This window comes from Streptomyces sp. NPDC047043, from assembly GCF_040644055.1.
Lineage (GTDB): Bacteria > Actinomycetota > Actinomycetes > Streptomycetales > Streptomycetaceae > Streptomyces.
In genome coordinates, this window is sequence record NZ_JBEYVO010000002.1 from 407,722 (window position 1) to 425,798 (window position 18,077).

The following is an 18,077-nucleotide window of genomic DNA, read 5'->3' on the forward strand; positions in this document are numbered from 1 at the left end:
GGGGGCGGCCATGAACGAAGCTTCAAGCCGCGGGACAGACACGACAGCCATCTCACACATCACGACAGAGCGAAAGATCCCATCAATGTGCCAGCACCAGCCACCGTGTCCGACAGCCGACTCCGCCGACCGGGAATCCGCCCGACTTGTGGCGCACCACCCGGAGCAGGGATGGAGCCTGCTGTGCAACGGCGTTCTGCTCTTCGAGGACACCGGTGAGCTCCTGCCCGACGGCCAGATCATCGCGCCGCACCGCCCGCTGGGCGCCGGCAAGGTGATGACGGCCGCCTGAGGTGGACCCGGGCGGTGCGTCACATCGCCCGGAGTACTCGAGGGGCCGGTCGCGGCCACGTCGCGAGCCGGCCCCGATGCATGTCCGAGGCCGATCACTCCCCGTAGTTACTCGTGCGTAATGGGGTCATCGCTCTCCCCATGGCCTTCCCGCAGCGCGATCTCCCCTCCCACGAGCGCCCGTTTTCCGGAAGACTTCTGGAAGTTTCGAGGTGAGTGTCGACGGAGGTGGGGGAATTGGCCGCTCATGAGGCCGGCGCCGAGGAGGCGCCCGAGGTCCGGGGCAGGGTCACGATCACGGAGATCGCCCGGCAGGCCGGCGTCTCGGTGCCGACGGTTTCCCGGGTCGTCAACGGCCGGTCCGACGTGTCGCCCAGGACCCGGGCCAAGGTCGAGGACCTCCTCCTGCGGTACGGCTACCGCAAGCGCACCACCGCCTCCTCGACCGGCGCCGCCCTGCTCGACCTGGTCTTCAACGACCTCGACAGCCCCTGGGCGGTGGAGATCATCCGGGGTGTCGAGGAGGTCGCGCACGGGACGGGCGTCGGCACGGTGGTGTCGGCGATCCACGGCCGCTCCGGCGATGCCCGCGAATGGATGCGCAACCTCAGGGCCCGCGCCTCCGACGGCGTCATCCTGGTCACCTCGGCCCTGGAGCCGGTCCTGCACGAGGAGTTGCGCGCGCTCGGCGTCCCGCTGGTGGTCGTCGACCCGGCGGGCTCCCCCGCTCTGGACGTCCCGACCATCGGCGCCGCCAACTGGTCGGGCGGCATGGCGGCCACCGAGCACCTGCTGTCGCTGGGCCACCGCAGGATCGGTCTGATCGCCGGACCGCCCCGGCTGCTGTGCTCCCGCGCCCGGCTCGACGGCTACCGCGCCGCCCTGGAGGGCGCCGGCGTCGCCCTCGACGAAACCCTCGTCGTCCCCGGCGACTTCCACCCCGAGTCCGGCTTCACCGGCTGCAACGCCCTCCTCGACCTGCCCGAGCCGCCGACCGCACTCTTCGCGGCCAGCGACCAGATGGCGCTCGGCGCGATCGAGGCACTGCGCCGACGGGGCCTGAGGGTGCCGGAGGACATGAGCGTGGTCGGTTTCGACGACCTTCCGGAAGTGCGCTGGTCGGCCCCGCCGCTGACGACGGTTCGCCAACCGCTGGCCGACATGGGCAAGTTGGCCGTTCGCACAGTGCTGCGGCTGGCGCACGGCGAACAGCCGGACTCACCGCGAGTGGAGCTGGGCACGGAGCTGGTGGTGCGGTCCAGCACGGCACCCCCGGCGCCTGACCGGGGCCTGTCCGGCGGCTCAGGTCGGCTGCAGACAACGGTGCTTGTCGGCCGCGACGCCGAGCTGATCCGCCGGACAGGCCCCAGAGGAGCCTGACCCCGGCGGTGCTCCCCACTGCACCGCCGGGGCGTTCTCTACTTGCCGCCCAACGCCTCCCTGATCGCGAGGTAGGCCGGCTTCGGCGCCAGTTGCTCGTCCCACGGGAGCGCGGCGCCCTGACCGGGGAAGAACGCCGGGATCCACGAGTACTTGTCGGTGTAGTCCCAGACCGTGATGCCCACGCACCGCCGCACCGCGAGGCAGGCGGCCGTCAGGTCCCGGTACCAGTCGGCCTGTTGTGCCAGCTTCTCCTCGGTCGCGGGCAGGATCATCCGTACGTCGACCTCGGTGAGCGCGGTGTCGAGGCCGAGCCGGGAGAAGCGGCGCAGATTGTCCTCGAGGGTGGTCGGATAGCCGTACTGCAGGGCCAGATGGGCCTGGAGGCCGATGCCGTCGAGCGGGACGCGCTGGGCCTTGAGGTCCTTGGCCAGCTGGTAGTAGGCGTCCGACTTCGGGCCGACCGCCTCGATGTTGTAGTCGTTGAGGTAGAGCCTGGCGTGCGGGTCGGCCTGGTGGGCCCAGCGCAGGGCGTCGGCGATGTAGCCGGGACCGAGCGTCTTGTACCAGATGGTCTCGCGGTAGGTGCCGTCCTCGTTGAACGCCTCGTTGACGACGTCCCAGGAGTAGACCTTGCCGCGGTAGTGCCGTACCTCGGTCTGGATGTGCCTCTTCAGTACGGCCCTGAGCTCGTCGGCGGTCCATTCCCGGCCGGTGAGCCAGCTGGGCAGCTGGCTGTGCCAGACGAGGGTGTGGGCGCGGATCCGCTGGTGGTTCTTGCGGGCGAGATTCACGATCTCGTCGCCGTTCGTCCAGTCGAACACGCCCTGTTGGGGCTCGGTGGCGTACCACTTCATGCCGTTGCCGGGCGTGATCATGTCGAACTCGCTGCCGAGCAGGGCCGTGTAGGCGGTGTCGGTGAGTTCGGGGTTGTCGGTGGCGCTGCCGAAGTAACGGCCGTGGCGCTGGGCGAGTTCGGCGAGGGTGGCGGGTGTGTCGTGCGCCTGGGCGGGCGAGCCGGTGGCGATGCCGGCCGCGACGAGGACGGCGGCGAACGCGCCGGCGAGTCTGAGGCGGGTGGTCTTGCGCATGGTGCGACTCCTCACGGTGTGGGGTGCGGGGCCGTACGTCCGCGGGCGCGCGTCATCCCTTCGTGGCGCCGGCGGTGAGGCCGCCGACGAGCTGGCGCTCGGCGACCGAGTAGAAGGCGAGGGCGGGGACCATCGCCAGGACGAGGTAGGCGAAGACGCGGGCGTACTCCGCCGAGTACTGGCCCTGGAACTGCTGGACGCCGATGGGCAGCGTCCACCAGGTGTTGTCGGTGAACACCAGCAGCGGCAGGAAGAAGTTGTTCCAGCTGGTGACCACGGCGAGCACGGAGACCGTGCCGAGCGCGGGCCGTGCCATCGGCAGCAGCACCCGCCAGAAGAACCCGAAGGAGCTGCAGCCGTCGAGGGTGGCCGCCTCCTCCAGCTCACCGGGGATCTGCCGGAAGAAGCCGCGCAGGATGATGATCGTCATCGGCAGCCCGAAGGCGGCCTGCGGCAGGATCACGCCCAGCGGGTTGTCCAGCAGGTTCAGCGAGCGCAGCAGGAGGAACAACGGCAGCGCGGCGACCGCGAAGGGAAACATCAGCCCCATGGTGAACAACGTGAACAGCAACTCCCGCCCGCGGAAGGCGAACCGGGCGAAGGAGAAGGCCGCGAGCGCGGAGACGGCGACCACGAGCACGGTCGTCACCACCGCGATCAGCGTGCTGTTGCCGAGCAGCCGCCAGAAGTCGCCCGAGCCGAGGATGTCCGTGTAGTTGCCCGTCAGCCAGTGGTCGGGCAGCCCGAAGGGGTTGCGGGAGAGCTCGTCGGTGGACTTGAAGCCGGACAGGACGGCGTACACCAGGGGTACGACCATCACCGCGCCGACCAGGACGAGGATCAGGTGCAGCGGCAGCGTCCGTGCGGCACCGGTCTTGCGGGTCACTTGCCGTCCCCCCTCATCGTCGTGGTGGCCCCTTCGAGGTCGCGGCGGAGCACGAACCGCTGGTAGGCGAGGGCGAAGACGAGGCAGATGCCGAACATGACCACGCTGATCGCGCTGGCGTAGCCGACCTGGTAGCGCTTGAAGCCGTACTGGAACATGGTCACGGCCATCGTCTCGGAGTGGTGGTCGGGGCCGCCCTGGGTGATCACCCACACCAGGTCGAAGAGTTGGATCGCCCCGATGACGGAGAGGAAGACGCTGATGCGCAGGGTGGGTGCGAGCAGCGGCAGGGTGACGTTGCGGAACCGCTGCCAGGGGCCCGCCCCGTCGATGAGGGCCGCCTCCGTCAACTCGGCCGGGATGGACTGGAGTCCGGCCAGGTAGAGCATCATGTGGAAACCGAAGTACTTCCACGTCATGACCAGGAAGAGGGTCGCCATGACGTAGGAGGGATCGGCGAACCACTCCCCGCCCAGGCCGTCGAGGCCGATGCTGCCGAGGACGTGGTCGGCGAGTCCGTCGTCCGGGGCGAAGATCATGCTGAACAGCACACCGGTGATGGCCTCGGACAGGACGTACGGCGCGAAGAACAGCATCCGGTACACGGCCCGGCCGCGCAGCCGTTGGTTGAGTGCGACGGCCATGGCGAGCGCGAACGGCAGCTGCAGCACGAGCGACAGGACGACCAGGACCAGGCAGCGCCACAGGTCGCCGAGGAAGACGTCGTCCTGGAAGAGGCGGGTGAAGTTGTCGCCGCCGATGTAGTCGGAGGGCATGCCGAAGCCGCCCCAGCGGAAGAAGGCGGCGTACAGCGCGAACAGCATCGGCAGCAGGACCAGGCCGATGAACAGCACCAGCGCGGGCACCTGGAAGCCCACGGCGGTGAGCCAGTTCAGCAGGCGCCGACGCGCCCGTCCCCGGGCCGACTCGGCGGCCGGGGAGGTGAGGGCGACGTCGGGACCCGTCCGCTTGTCCGGGAGGAAGGTCGAGGTCATCTCCGGCTACTGCTCTTCCTTCGCGGTCTTCGTGATCGACTGCGTGACCTGCTCGGGGGACTTGGAGCCGGCGATGAGCGCGGCCACGCTGTCGTTGACCTCCTGGCCGACGGCGGGGGCGTACGCCTGGTCGAGGAAGAGCTGGAAGCCGGTGGCAGCCTTCAACTGGGCCTGTACGGCCTTGGTGTTGGGGTCGGAGACTGCGCTCTCCGCGGCCGGGACGACCGGGAGGGTGCCGGTCTTCTTGACCAGTTCGATGTCGGTGGACTCGGAGGCGAAGAACTTCAGGAAGTCGACGGCCGCCTGCGGGGCGCCCTTGCGCAGGGCGTGTCCGCCGCCACCGCCGAACACCTCGGTGATCGCGCCCTTCCCGCCCTCGACGGCGGGGAACGGGAAGAAGCCGAGGTTCTTGCCGAGTCCCTTGCCGGCGTCGGCCTCCACGTTCGGGGCCCACTGCCCCATCAGCTCCATGGCGGCCTTGCCATTGCCGACGGTCGCGGCCTGTCCGGTGGGCGTGGAGTAGGCGGCGCCGAGGAACCCCTTCTGGAACGGCTGGAGTTGGACCAGGTCCTTGAGGTGCTGTCCGGCCTCGACCAGTCCGGGGGCTGTGAAATCCTTGTCGTCGTCGGCCTTCTGGAGCGCATCGATGCCGGCGGTGCGCATCGCGAGGTAGGCCCAGTAGTACATGCCGGGCCACTTCTCCTTGCCCGCGAGGGCGAGCGGAGTGATGCCCTTGGCCTTCAGCTTCTTCACGGTGTCGAGGAAGCCACTCCACGTGGTCGGGGGCGTGGTGATGCCTGCCTGCTTGAAGAGCGCCTTGTTGTACCAGAAGCCGATCATGCCGATGTCGAACGGAATGGCGTACGTCTTGTCGTCGAGGATGTACGCCTGCTTCGCGACCGGCAGCAGGCCCTCGGCCCACGGCTTGGTCTTGTCGGTGATGTCCTCGACGAGCCCGGCGTCCACCTGCTGCTTGAGCACACCGCCGCCCCAGGTGTGGAAGATGTCCGGCAGCTTCCCGGAGGCGGTCAGCGCCGTCATCTTCGACTTGTAGGCGTCGTTCTCCAGCTGGACGATCTTTATCTTGACCTTGGGGTTCTGGGCCTCGAACTTCTTGGCGAGGCCCGCCCAGACCGTCTTCGCGGGCTCTGTGGTGGAGATGTTCCACCACTCGATGGTGGTCGTCCCGTCCGACGACCCTCCGTCCGAGTCGCCGCCGCACGCGCTCAGTGCCGTCATGCCCAGACCGGCCGCGGCGGAGGCCGCCAGGAAGCCGCGGCGGGACAGTGCCCGGTCGCCCATTATGCGCTCCTTGGGTAGGGACGGCGCGTCCACGACCGTCCGCTGGGACCGAAAGTTTCGGAGTTGATCCAGAAAGCTTCGCTGTTGCCGCACCCTAGAGACAGCTCCCAAACGGTGGCAACCCCTTGAACACGGTGAATCTGCGGCAGACATGAGCGGTCCGGAGGGGCGTCGACGCGGTTCAGGCGCCGTCCGTCGGGAGGTACTCGAACCAGTCGAAGGCCGCGCTGCCCTCGGTGACGTACATGCCGATCACCCGGCCGGTGAAGCCGCCCGCGACCTGCGTGGAGAGGTAGCGGCCGTCGAGCTCGGCCAGCGGTTCGCCACCGTCGGCCGAGAAGGCGATCGTGTCGGGGCCGAGGCCGGCGGTGCGGATGTCGACGGTCAGGGTGACCGGCCCCGACGGCAGCGCTCGGCGTGCGAGTTCCTGCCGTACCGGACCGATGCGGGCCATCACGCTCGCCTCTCCCCCGGCGATCTCGAGGTCGTAGTGGTGGGCCTCGTCCATGCGCACCGAGACCCCGGCGCGGCCCGCCCCGGGGTCGAGGCGGGCCGCGATCCGGCACTCCGGGTGCTGCTGCCGGCGTCCGACGAAGGTGTGGCCCGGCAGGTCGAGGCTGCCGCCCGTCGCATGCAGGGTCAGCCGGCCCGGCCGCTCGCTCAGCGACCAGGAACCGCGCGGCCTGCGGCGCGGGGAGATCCAGTACGGGGCCAGGTCGGCGGCGTCGAAGTCGTCGCGCGGCGGCTCGGGTCGGCGGGGATGCCAGGCCGCCGGTGCGGGACGGCGCTCCAGCACCGGGGCGATCCGAGGCCAGCCGTCGACCCACTCGACCGGGGTCAGGAAGGTCTCCCGGCCCAGGACGTGGAAGCCCGGGAACCAGCCGCGCGGGCGGGTGCCCAGCAGTACCGCCCACCAGGTGCCGTCCGGTGCCTGGACCAGGTCCGCGTGGCCGGTCGACTGGACGGGGCGGCCGGTGCTGCGGTGGGTGAGGACCGGGTTGTCGGGCGCCGGTTCGTACGGGCCGCGCGGCGAGCGGGCGCGGGCGACGGAGACGCTGTGGCCGAGGCCGGTGCCGCCCTCGGCGAGCATCAGGTACCACCAGTCTCCGATGCGGTAGAGGTGCGGGGCCTCCGGGTCCTGCATCCCCGACCCGGACCACACCGGCAGTGGTCCTTCCAGCACCTTTCCCGTCGCCGTGTCGATGCGGGCGACCGAGACTCCGGCGAGCGCGCACCAGCAGGAGCCGTCCTCGTCCCAGGCGAGGTCGGGGTCGATGCCGGGCAGGTCGATCCACACCGGGTCGGACCACGGCCCCTCCGGCCGCTCACTGGTGACCAGGAAGTTGCCGCCGCCGTCGACATTGGTGGTGATCATGTGGAAGCGGCCGTCGTGGTACCGGAGCGTCGGCGCGTAGATGCCGCCGGAGGCCCGGGCGGTGTCCGGCAGGTCCAACTGCCCCGGCCGGTCCAGTACGTTGCCGATCTGCCGCCAGTGCACGAGATCGCGGCTGTGGAAGAGGGGGACGCCGGGGAAGTACTCGAAACTGGAGCAGACCAGGTAGTAGTCCTCGCCGACCCGGCAGACGCTGGGGTCGGGGTGGAAGCCACCGATGACGGGGTTGTCGTACGTCCGCATGCGTGTCAGTCCTCCGGTTCGAACGGTCGAAACATTCGATCCTGTTGGCGAACATTACGAAGCGGACTGTACGAGGGGGTCAGGACGGGGACAAGGCGATAGCGGGCGGGCTCCGTAGGCCGACGTCGCGGCTGCGGATGTCCTCCAGGGACTCCGGCGGACCAGCAGCCTGGCGTGGCCGTCGGCCACGGCCGCCACCGGAGGGCGGCCCACCAGGTTGTAGGCGGACGCCATGGAGAGGTGGTAGGCGCCGGCGACGGGCACGGCGAGCAGGTCCCCGGGGCGTATGTCGTCCGGGAGCCGGACGTCGGCGGCGACGATGTCGCCGGCCTCGCAGTGCCGGCCGGCCACGGTCACCGGGGCCCGGGTGGCGCTGCCGCCGCGGCCGACCAGGCGGGGTGCGTAGCGCACGCCGTAGAGCGCGGGCCGCGCGTTGTCGCTCATGCCGCCGTCCACGGCCACGTAGGTGTGCTCGCCGGTGCGCTTCACCACCAGGACGCGGTAGACGGCGGGCCCGCCGGGCCCGCGACGGCCCGGCCCGGCTCGATGACCAGGCGGGGCACGGGCAGCCCTGCCGACGCACATGCCTCGGTCAGCTCGGTGCGGACCTTGCGGGCCGGCAGGGTCAGGTCCAGGGCCTGTTCGCCGGGGCGGTAGGCGATGCCGTGGCCGCCGCCGAGGTCGAGTTCGGGCAGGACGAGGCCGTGTTGTTCGTGCAGGCGGGCCATGAGGCCGACCATGCGGCGTACGGCCGCGAGATACGGCTTGACGCTGGTGATCTGCGAGCCCAAGTGGCAGTGCAGGCCGGTCAGTTGGAACTGGGGCCGGCCGAGTATGCGGGCGGTGGCGTGCTGGGCGTAGCCGTCGGAGATGGACATGCCGAACCTCTGGTCGTCGGTGCCGGTACGGATCTTGTCGTGGCCGCCGGCGCCGATGCCGGGCACCACCCGCACCATGACCTTCTGGTGCCCGCCGGGGCCGACCGCAGCCGCCGGCCGGGCGATCTCCGACGGGCTGTCGATGACGATCCGCCCCACGCCCAGGCGCAGTGCGCTCTCCAGTTCGCGCGGGGACTTGGCGTTGCCGTGCAGGGTGATCCGCTCCGGCGGGAACCCGGTGGTGACCGCGAGTTCGAGCTCTCCGGCCGAGCAGACGTCCAGGCCCAGGCCCTCCTCCCGGTGCCGCCGTCCCCGCCGGAGTCCGAACTGAGGGCCGCGCGCCGCCGCAACGCATGGCGCCTGCGACTCGAAGTCCGGGACCTTCACCCTTCGAAGCGGTAACCCATCCCGGGTTCGGTGATGAGGTAGCGCGGGTGCGAGGGGTCCGTCTCCAACTTGCGGCGCAGCTGGGCCATGTAGACCCGAAGATAGTTGCTCTTGTTGCTCTGGGACACGCCCCAGACCTCCTGCAGCAGGTGTTTCTGCGTGATGAGCCGGCCGGGATTGGTGATCAGGATCTCCAGCAGATGCCATTCCGTCGGCGTCAGCCGCACGTCGCGCTGTCCACGGACGACCCGCTTGGCGAGCAGGTCGACGGTGAAGTCGTCGGTCTCGACCCGGGTGGTCTCGGGCGCGAGCGGGGTCTCCGCCACGCGGCGGACGGCGGCCCGCAGCCGGGCCATGAGCTCGTCCATGCTGAACGGTTTGGTGATGTAGTCGTCGGCGCCCGCGTCGAGTGCGGCGACCTTCTCGGCGGAGGCCTGACGAGCGGACAGCACCAGAACCGGCACCCGGGTCCAGCCGCGCAGGGCCCTGATGACGTCGACCCCGTCCATGTCGGGCAGTCCGAGATCCAGTATCACCACGTCCGGTTGGCGCGCGGCCGCCAGCCGCAGGGCCGTGGTCCCGTCGGGGGCCGCGTCCACCCCGTACCGGCGCGCCTGCATGTTGATCACGAGGGCCCGTACCAGCTGCGGGTCGTCCTCCACCACCAGCACCCGGGTCATGGGTGTACGCCTTTCTCGACGGCTGCGGGAGCCGGCGGATCCGGATGGTTCCGGCCGCCGGCTCCCGCTCGGGTCTCGTAACGCCATCAGCTCTTGGCCACAAGGTCCTTGAGCGCGATGTTGAGCTCGAGGACGTTCACGCGAGGCTCGCCGATGAAGCCGAGTGTGCGGCCCTCGGTGTGGTCCTCGACCAGCTTCTCGACCTGCGCGACGGACAGTCCGTTCCTCTCGGCGACCCGGTGGACCTGGAGTTCGGCGTAGGCCGGGGAGATGTCCGGGTCGAGGCCCGAGCCGGAAGAGGTGACCGCGTCGGCGGGAACCTGGGAGGGCCTGACCTTGTAGTCGGTCGTCGAGTTGTCCTTGACGACCTTGGCCTTCGCCTCCTTCACCCACTTGATGAGCTCGGCGTTGTCGGCGGAACGGTTGGTGGCGCCGGAAAGGATCAACTTGTACTGGGTGTTGACCGAGTTCTCACCGAGACCGTTGGCCGGACGCGACTGGAAGTACTTGAGGCTGTACCCCTGTTGACCGATCAGCGAGGAACCGACCACCCTGCCGTCCGCCTTGATCTCGGAGCCGTTCGCCTTGTTGTTGAACAGCGCCTGGGCCACACCTGTGACGGCCAGCGGGTAGATCACGCCTGTGAGCAGAGTCAACACCAACAGCGCCCGCAGGCCCGCCCCGAGCAACCGGGCAGTGTTCGTAACGGAGTTGTTCATGGCGATCAACCGATTCCGGGGATCAGAGAGATGAGCAGGTCGATGAGCTTGATGCCGATGAAGGGCGCGATCAGCCCGCCGATGCCGTAGACGGTGAGGTTGCGCCGCAGCATCCTGTCCGCGCTCACCGGCCGGTACTGCACGCCCCTCAGGGAGAGCGGCACCAGCGCGATGATGATCAGCGCGTTGAAGATGACCGCCGAGAGGATCGCGGAGTCCGGCGAGGACAGGCCCATGATGTTGAGCTTGTCGAGGCCCGGGTACACGGCCGCGAACAGCGCCGGGATGATCGCGAAGTACTTCGCGACGTCGTTGGCGATGGAGAACGTCGTCAACGCCCCGCGGGTGATGAGGAGTTGCTTGCCGATCTCGACGATCTCGATGAGCTTGGTCGGGTTGGAGTCGAGGTCGACCATGTTGCCGGCCTCCTTGGCGGCCGACGTACCGGTGTTCATCGCCACGCCGACGTCCGCCTGGGCGAGCGCGGGCGCGTCGTTCGTACCGTCACCGGTCATCGCGACGAGCTTGCCGCCGGCCTGCTCCCGCCTGATGAGCGCCATCTTGTCCTCGGGAGTCGCCTCCGCGAGGAAGTCGTCGACGCCCGCCTCCTCGGCGATCGCCTTGGCCGTCAGCGGGTTGTCGCCCGTGATCATGACGGTCTTGATGCCCATGCGGCGCAGCTCGTCGAACCGTTCGCGCATGCCGTCCTTGACGACGTCCTTGAGGTGGATGACGCCCAACACCCGTGCACCGTCGGCATCTTCGACCGCCACCAGCAGAGGCGTGCCGCCCGCCTCGGAGATCCGGTCCGTCAACTCCTGGGCGTCCCGGGCGACTTCGCCACCGCGTTCCGTGACCCAGGCGATGACCGAACCGGCGGCCCCCTTGCGGATCTTCCTGCCGTCGACGTCGACGCCGGACATCCGGGTCTGCGCGGTGAAGGCGATCCACTCGGCACCGACCAGCTCGCCCTGGTGGCGCTCCCGCAGGCCGTACTTCTCCTTGGCCAGTACGACGATGGAGCGGCCCTCGGGCGTCTCGTCGGCCAGCGACGACAGCTGGGCCGCGTCGGCCACCTCGACCTCCGTCGTACCGCTCACCGGCACGAACTCGGCGGCCTGGCGGTTGCCGAGCGTGATGGTGCCGGTCTTGTCGAGCAGCAGCGTCGACACGTCACCGGCGGCCTCGACCGCCCTGCCGGACATGGCGAGTACGTTGCGCTGCACCAGCCGGTCCATGCCCGCGATACCAATGGCCGACAGCAGGGCGCCGATCGTCGTCGGGATGAGGCAGACCAGCAGCGCCACCAGCACGACCATCGTCAGATGCGTGCCCGCGTAGTCGGCGAAGGGCGGCAGCGTGGCACACGCCAGCAGGAACACGATCGTCAGTGACGCCAACAGGATGTTGAGAGCGATCTCGTTGGGCGTCTTCTGCCGGGCCGCGCCCTCGACCAGGTTGATCATCCGGTCGATGAAGGTCTCCCCGGGCTTCGTCGTGATCTTGATGACGATGCGGTCTGACAGCACCTTCGTACCGCCGGTGACAGCCGAGCGGTCGCCGCCGGACTCGCGGATGACGGGCGCCGACTCACCGGTGATGGCCGACTCGTCGACGGATGCGACACCCTCGACGACGTCACCGTCGCCGGGGATGATGTCACCCGCCTCGCACACCACCAGGTCACCGATCCTCAGCTCGGTGCCGGGCACCTGCTCCTCGGAGTCGCCCACCAGCCGCCGCGCCACGGTGTCGGTCTTGGCCTTGCGCAGGGTGTCGGCCTGCGCCTTGCCGCGGCCCTCGGCGACGGCCTCCGCCAAGTTGGCGAAAACCACGGTCAGCCACAGCCAGGCGCTGATCGCCCAGCCGAACCAGTCGCCCGGGTCCTTGAAGGAGAAGACGGTGGTCAGGACGGAGCCGATCCACACCACGAACATCACGGGGGACTTGACCATCACCCGCGGGTCGAGCTTGCGGCAGGCGTCCGGCAGCGACTTCAGGAGCTGCTTGGGGTCGAAGAGACCGGCGCCGACCCGGCCTTCGGGGGACTTGTGCCCGGTGGGTGCGTCCTGGTGGGGCGCGAGGGTGGGAGTGGACATGGAGTCCTGCTTCTTTACGTCGGTTGTCATGACGCCAGCCCCTCGGCCAGCGGGCCCAGCGCGAGGGCCGGGAAGTAGGTCAGACCGGTGATGATCAGGATCGCGCCCACCAACAGGCCGGTGAACAGCGGCTTTTCGGTGCGCAGGGTGCCCGCGGTGGCCGGCACCGGCTGCTGTTCGGCGAGCGAACCGGCCAGCGCCAGCACGAACACCATCGGCAGGAAGCGGCCGAACAGCATGGCCAGGCCCAGGGTGCTGTTGAACCACTGGGTGTCCGCGTTCAGACCCGCGAAGGCCGAGCCGTTGTTGTTGGCAGCGGAGGTGTACGCGTAGAGGATCTCGGAGAATCCGTGCGCCCCGCTGTTGGTCATCGAGTGCGCCGGGGTGGGCAGGGCCATGGCGAAGGCGGTGAAGATCAGCACCAGGGCCGGCGTGATGAGGATGTAGCAGGCCGCCAGCTTGATCTCACGGGTGCCGATCTTCTTGCCCAGGTACTCGGGCGTACGGCCGACCATCAGACCGGCGATGAACACCGCGATCACGGCCATGATCAGCATGCCGTACAGGCCGGAGCCGGTACCGCCGGGCGCGATCTCGCCCAGCATCATGCCGAGCATGGTGATGCCGCCGCCGAGGCCGGTGAAGGAGGAGTGGAAGGAGTCCACGGCACCGGTCGAGGTGAGCGTGGTCGCCGTCGCGAAGATCGAGGACGCGCCGACGCCGAACCGGGTCTCCTTGCCCTCCATCGCTCCGCCGGCGATCTGCAACGCCGGGCCGTGGTGGGCGAATTCGGTCCACATCATCAGGGCCGTGAAGCCGATCCAGATGGTGGCCATGGTCGCGAGGATCGCGTATCCCTGCCGCACCGAGCCGACCATGACACCGAACGTGCGGGTCAGGGCGAACGGGACCACCAGCAGCAGGAAGATCTCGAAGAGGTTGGTGAAGGGCGTCGGGTTCTCGAAGGGGTGGGCCGAGTTGGCGTTGAAGTAGCCGCCGCCGTTGGTGCCCAGTTCCTTGATGGCCTCCTGCGAGGCGACCGCGCCGCCGTTCCACTGCTGGTGGCCGCCCATGCTGTGCCCATTGAGGAACTGACCGACCTCGTGGATCCCGGAGAAGTTCTGGATGGCACCGCACGCCACCAGCACGATCGCGGCGACGAAGGCGCCGGGCAGCAGGATGCGGGTGACGCCGCGCACCATGTCGGACCAGAAGTTGCCGAGTTCACCGGTGCGCGAGCGCGCGAAGCCCCGTACGAACGCCACGGCGACGGCGATGCCGACGGCCGCCGAGACGAAGTTCTGCACGGCCAGGCCGGCGGTCTGCACGACGTGGCCCATGGCCTGCTCGCCGTAGTACGACTGCCAGTTGGTGTTGGTCACGAAGGACACGGCCGTGTTGAACGCCTGGTCCGCGTCGATGGCCTTGAAGCCGAGCGACAGCGGCAGGACGCCCTGGAGGCGCTGCAGCAGGTAGAGGAAGACGACGCCGACCGCGGAGAAGGCGAGGACACCGCGCAGATACGCGGTCCAGCGCATCTCGGTGTCCGGGTTGGCACCGATACCCTTGTAGATCCACTTCTCCACGCGCCAGTGCTTGTCGGAGGAGTAGACCTTGGCCATGTAGTTGCCGAGGGGGACGTGGGCGAGGGCCAGCGCGCCTATGAGGGCGAGCAGCTGGAGGACGCCGGCGAGTACGGGACCCATGTCGTGGCTCAGAACCTCTCCGGGAAGATCAGGGCGAGGACGAGATAGCCCAGCAGGGCGACGGCCACGACCAGGCCGACGCCCATTTCAAAATTGGATGCAGCCTCGGCGGTCACAGCTTCGTCACCCCCTTGGCGACGAGGGCCACCAGCGCGAAGCACGCAATCGTGGTGACGACGAAGGCCAGATCGGCCATCGTGAACTCCTGGAGTGAGGTTCGGTCGGACAGGAACGCTTCGAGAAAAACAGCCTTCGGGCCCTGTTCGGCCGCCGTTGACGGGTCCCATACGGCGCTCTGCGCGCCTTTGACGGGTCTCTTACGGCGGCTGCGCCGGGCTGTGACCTGGGGCTCAGAACAGCCGGAACCGCAGCCGGCAGATCACCGCGTCGGTCTCCCTGCGCACGGCATGCGCGACCACCGCGCCCCGCTGGTTCTGCAGCAGCCGCTGCCACAGCCGCTCGGGCTCGGTCTCGGGGATGAGCACGGTGACCCGGGTCGCCGGCTCGGCGGCCGACACCTCGCGGACGTAGGCGGCGATCGGGCGGCCCAGGGTGCGGCGCTCGCAAGCCAGCCGGACCAGGGGGACGCCGGGCTCCCACTCCGTCCACGCGCGCTCCAGGGAGTGCACCTGGGCCCGGTCCTCGGGATCGGGGTAGCAGACGGTGACCGCGCGGACCTCGTCGCCGAGGGAGGCGGCGGCCGTCAGCGCCTCCGAGGTGAGACGGGAGATCGACGACACCGGCACGATCACGACCGAGCGGTCGCGGTGCGGATGCTCGGGGATGCGGCCGAGGCCGAGCCGCTCGCCGATCCGCCGGTAGGCGCGGTGCACGGTCTCGAAGGCCGCCACCAGCAACGGCAGGGTGATCACGATCGGCCAGGCGCCCTCCTCGAACTTGGACGCCGTGACGACCACCGTCGCGACGCCGGTGAGGACGGCCCCGAACCCGTTGAGCAGCGCCTTGCCTCGCCAGCCGGGCCCGCGCTCGACCCGCCAGTGCCGGACCATGCCGACCTGGGCGATGGTGAAGCCGACGAAGACCCCGATCGCGAACAGCGGCACCAGCGTGTTGGTGTCGCCCCCGGAGAACACCTGCAGCGCGGCCGACACCGCCGCCAGCGCCAGCACCCCGTGCCGGTGCACCTGGCGGTCCGCCTTCAGCGTGAACACGTGCGGCGCGCAGTTGTCGCGGGCCGGCAGCTTCAGCAGCACCGGCAGCCCGCCGAAGGAGGTGTTCGCGGACAGCGCCAGCAGGATCATCGTCGCGAACTGGACGAACCCCCGGTCTCTGACGCGTCCTTGACGGGTATGCGCCCCATACAACGGGCGGTCGCCGCTGCGCCGGCGTCAAGAAGGGAGGGCGGGTCGTATGGGTCCCGTCAAGGGCCGTTCCCTCACGTCGCGCGATCTCTAGCGTCGCCGTATGGCACACCGCGACGATGCGCGAAAGCACCTGTCCGGCATCTCCGCGCCGGAGTCCGGTCCCGCGGTCCATGACCGCCGTTGGAGGGGAGATCTGGTCGCCGCGATCCGCTGTGCCGCGGTACTCCTCGGACTGCTGCTCCTGATCGACCGGTGCGCGGGGAACCTGTCCCCCGGGCGCGGTGCGCTGTGGTCCGCGCTCGCGGTGCTGCTCTTCCTTCTGCTCTGCCCCGACCGGGTGCGTGCCGGCGAGGGGTGGCTGACCTCGCGCCGGCTGCTGCGCACCCGAAGGGTCCGCACCGACCTGCTGGTGTCGCTGCGCCGCCTCGACGGGATCACCCAACGGCTGGTGCTCCGGGACGCCTTCGGCGAGCGCGTCGAACTCGACCCCCAGGTCCTCGTCCACAATCCCGACCTCTGGCACCGGCTCCACGAGGACGCCCGCAGGTCCCTGGCCCTCGGCACCCTGCTGTGCGGGGCCACCGCGCTCGAGCGGATCTCGCAGCAGGTGGAGCGCGAGACGGCGCGGACGGTGTTCGAGGTCTCCGATCTGAAGTGACGCCCTCGGATCAACGCCGCGGCGGTACGCCCGTCATCAGGATGTCCAGGCCGCGCCGCGTCGTCGCCAGGACCACCCGGTCGCCCGCCCGCAGCACCCGGGGCTGCGCCGGACGCCAGTCGAAGTCCGTCCGGTCGGGGCGCGGCGCGGTGAGGGAGTCCCCGCCCGACGAGTCGGGCAGCGGTCCGGCGGCGGCCCCGACGGCCAGCACCCGCCACTCGTTCTCCCGAAACGCCTCGTGCACGGAGCGCCCCTCCAGCTCGGCATGTCCGGCCACGTCCACGCAGGTGAACAGCAAGGAGCCCCGCTCCACCGGCATCACGCCGAGCACATGGCGGCCCATCATCGCGGCGGCGAACGAGGGCGCGGCCAGTGCGGACACGCTTCTGCTGCGGGTGAGGGCGTCCGGGTAGGAGGCGCGCAGGGTGCGCTGGACGGTCGCCGCGAAGTTGTCGTCGTACAGCCGCGTCACGACCCGCACCTGCGGGTTCGTCTCCCGGACGGCCATGACGATGTCCAGGTTCTGGCCGTCGTCGCGGGTGAGGACGAGCAGTGACCGGCTCTGGCGGACGCGGGCGAGTTCGAGCACTCCCGGCGCCGTGGCGTCCTCCAGGATCAGCGGTACGCCGAGTTGGCGGGCGAGGGTGGCGCCGCGGGCGTGTATGTCGCGCTCGATGGCCACTATTTGGTGACCTGTGGCGTGCAGCCGGGCCAGCACCCGGGTACCGACCATGCCGAGGCCGACCAGGACGATGTGGCCGTTCACGTCGTCGTCGGGCGGATGGCTCGCGGAGGCGGTGCGGAAGGCGTCCGTGGCGTTCATGGTCGCGGCGACGACCATCGGGAGGACCGCCAACCCCACGAAGCCCGCGAGCAGTTGGAGCACGCGGCGGGGCACCGGTTCGTCGGTGGCCGGGTCGCCCATGGTGAAGATGTCCAGCAGCGGCAGGTAGACGTTCTTCCACCAGGGGTGCTCGTCGGCGAACAGCGCGGTGGCGGTCGAGAGTCCGACCACCACGGCCGCCAACGCCCCGTACACGGCCGCGAGTTGATGCGACAGGAAGACCTTCCACGGCAGATGGGCGAGCCGTGCGCGCAGCCAGCCTCGGGGACGCAGGCGCCGGGCGCGGTTGTCCGGCTCGGCGGGCTGGTGGGTGACCTCCTCCAGCATCAGCCGGCCGTGCGTGAACTGCCGGTGGTACGCGGTCCGGGTGTCGGGCAGCAGCTGGATGCCGTCGTCCCCCGGCGTCTCCGCGCTGTCCTGGCTCGCCGGGTCGTCCTGGTGGGCGCCGGACAGGACGGCCAGGGTGGCCAGGTCGGTGGCCTGCGACGGCGCCCCCGCGGCCCGTACGACACCGCGGAACACCTTGCCCTCGACCTGGAGGGTGTGTCCGTGGCCCACGGCGGCGGCCGCCACCAGTTCCGGTACGGCGGTGTCGGCGTCCGAGAGCACCGTGGTGGAGGTGTCCCGGGCGGGGCCGTCGCACAGTCCCGCAGCCCGGTCCAGCAGGCGTTCCAGATGTCGGCCGCGCTCGCGGTTGAACATGCGGACGACCAGCCGCACCGAGGGGTTGATGGTGCGGGCCAGCAGGGCCGCGGTCATGTTGACCTGGTCGTCCCGGTAGGTGAGGGCGAGCGCGGCGGCCCGCTGGATGCCCGCCGCCTTCAGGGTCCGCTCGTCCGGGCGCGCGGAGACGTGCAGTTCGACCGGTGAGTCCGGGTCGCGGTGCAGCTCGGCGATCCGGGCGCCGTGCTCGTCGCTCGCGGACGGCAGCACAACGGTGACGATCTCGCCGCACACACCGTCGAGTTCGACGGCGAGCCGGTGCGCGAGTCCGTCGTCGCCACATATGACCATGTGCTGTGCTCGCTGTCCGGTCTCCGTGCGGATGGGGAGGGTTGACGTCACATCAGGCAGAACGGCGCGGGCCGCGAACGCAGTTCCGGCCGTGTACCTGACAGAGGCCAAGAGTGCGCCAAGATCATGCCAAGCCGGGCAGCACGCCCGTCACTTCTCAGCGAACCGGCCTGACGGTGTCCGGGG

Annotated in this window: 14 protein-coding genes and 2 pseudogenes; 3 read left to right on the top strand and 13 right to left on the bottom strand. The window is 69.9% G+C overall.

Annotation, left to right across the window (positions count from 1 at the left end; genetic code table 11):
- Nucleotides 1-85 precede the first annotated feature (85 nt).
- Both ABZ880_RS04985 and ABZ880_RS04990 read left to right on the top strand, forming a co-directional pair.
- Entirely contained in the window at nt 86-292 is a 207-nt protein-coding gene (locus ABZ880_RS04985) for a DUF5999 family protein (protein WP_361256963.1), read from the top strand.
- A 236-nt stretch (nt 293-528) separates the two neighbouring features.
- Nucleotides 529-1,671, top strand: coding sequence for a LacI family DNA-binding transcriptional regulator (locus ABZ880_RS04990; RefSeq protein ID WP_361256966.1), 1,143 nt, complete (start codon nt 529-531; stop codon nt 1,669-1,671).
- A 38-nt stretch (nt 1,672-1,709) separates the two neighbouring features.
- Here ABZ880_RS04990 and ABZ880_RS04995 read toward each other — a convergent pair whose 3' ends face one another.
- The 12 genes and pseudogenes from ABZ880_RS04995 to ABZ880_RS05050 all read right to left on the bottom strand — a co-directional run.
- Nucleotides 1,710-2,762 carry an endo-1,4-beta-xylanase gene (locus ABZ880_RS04995; protein WP_361256968.1) on the bottom strand — a complete coding sequence of 351 codons (1,053 nt, stop codon included), beginning with the start codon at nt 2,760-2,762 and terminating at the stop codon, nt 1,710-1,712.
- Nucleotides 2,763-2,814: 52 nt separating this feature from the next.
- Nucleotides 2,815-3,648: a carbohydrate ABC transporter permease gene (locus tag ABZ880_RS05000; protein WP_361256971.1), complete on the bottom strand. Its 834-nt coding sequence runs from the start codon at nt 3,646-3,648 to the stop codon at nt 2,815-2,817.
- The gene (locus ABZ880_RS05005; RefSeq protein ID WP_361256975.1) at nt 3,645-4,643 is read right to left on the bottom strand and encodes a sugar ABC transporter permease; all 999 of its coding nucleotides are present in this window, start codon (nt 4,641-4,643) and stop codon (nt 3,645-3,647) included. The genes ABZ880_RS05000 and ABZ880_RS05005 overlap by 4 nt, the downstream gene beginning before the upstream one ends.
- A 6-nt stretch (nt 4,644-4,649) precedes the next feature.
- Nucleotides 4,650-5,945, bottom strand: coding sequence for an extracellular solute-binding protein (locus ABZ880_RS05010; protein WP_361256978.1), 1,296 nt, complete (start codon nt 5,943-5,945; stop codon nt 4,650-4,652).
- Between the two features lie 181 nt (nt 5,946-6,126).
- Nucleotides 6,127-7,581, bottom strand: a complete 1,455-nt coding sequence (locus ABZ880_RS05015) for a glycoside hydrolase family 43 protein (RefSeq protein ID WP_361256981.1) — start codon at nt 7,579-7,581, stop codon at nt 6,127-6,129.
- A 79-nt stretch (nt 7,582-7,660) separates the two neighbouring features.
- Nucleotides 7,661-8,756: pseudogene (lysA, locus tag ABZ880_RS05020) on the bottom strand (diaminopimelate decarboxylase); the annotation flags it as partial.
- 86 nt (nt 8,757-8,842) lie between these two features.
- The gene (locus tag ABZ880_RS05025) at nt 8,843-9,526 is read right to left on the bottom strand and encodes a response regulator (protein WP_361256985.1); all 684 of its coding nucleotides are present in this window, start codon (nt 9,524-9,526) and stop codon (nt 8,843-8,845) included.
- Between the two features lie 86 nt (nt 9,527-9,612).
- Nucleotides 9,613-10,245: a potassium-transporting ATPase subunit C gene (locus ABZ880_RS05030; RefSeq protein ID WP_361256988.1), complete on the bottom strand. Its 633-nt coding sequence runs from the start codon at nt 10,243-10,245 to the stop codon at nt 9,613-9,615.
- A gap of 5 nt (nt 10,246-10,250) precedes the next feature.
- Nucleotides 10,251-12,374 (bottom strand): potassium-transporting ATPase subunit KdpB, encoded by a 2,124-nt coding sequence (gene kdpB, locus ABZ880_RS05035; protein ID WP_361256991.1) that lies wholly within the window; start codon nt 12,372-12,374, stop codon nt 10,251-10,253.
- Nucleotides 12,371-14,050 (bottom strand): potassium-transporting ATPase subunit KdpA, encoded by a 1,680-nt coding sequence (gene kdpA, locus ABZ880_RS05040; protein ID WP_361256994.1) that lies wholly within the window; start codon nt 14,048-14,050, stop codon nt 12,371-12,373. Before kdpA ends, kdpB begins: the two co-directional genes overlap by 4 nt.
- Nucleotides 14,051-14,058: 8 nt before the next feature.
- Nucleotides 14,059-14,166 (bottom strand): K(+)-transporting ATPase subunit F, encoded by a 108-nt coding sequence (gene kdpF / locus ABZ880_RS05045; RefSeq protein WP_306503390.1) that lies wholly within the window; start codon nt 14,164-14,166, stop codon nt 14,059-14,061.
- 234 nt (nt 14,167-14,400) lie between these two features.
- Nucleotides 14,401-15,327 (bottom strand): annotated as a pseudogene (locus ABZ880_RS05050) (amino acid permease); the annotation flags it as partial.
- A 148-nt stretch (nt 15,328-15,475) separates the two neighbouring features.
- Here ABZ880_RS05050 and ABZ880_RS05055 point away from each other — a divergent pair.
- Nucleotides 15,476-16,033: a hypothetical protein gene (locus tag ABZ880_RS05055; protein ID WP_361256997.1), complete on the top strand. Its 558-nt coding sequence runs from the start codon at nt 15,476-15,478 to the stop codon at nt 16,031-16,033.
- 10 nt (nt 16,034-16,043) lie between these two features.
- On the opposite strand, the gene ABZ880_RS05060 is transcribed toward ABZ880_RS05055, so the two are convergent.
- Complete coding sequence (locus ABZ880_RS05060) at nt 16,044-17,942, bottom strand: NAD-binding protein (RefSeq protein WP_361256999.1); 1,899 nt, start codon at nt 17,940-17,942, stop codon at nt 16,044-16,046.
- Nucleotides 17,943-18,077: the final 135 nt, after the last annotated feature.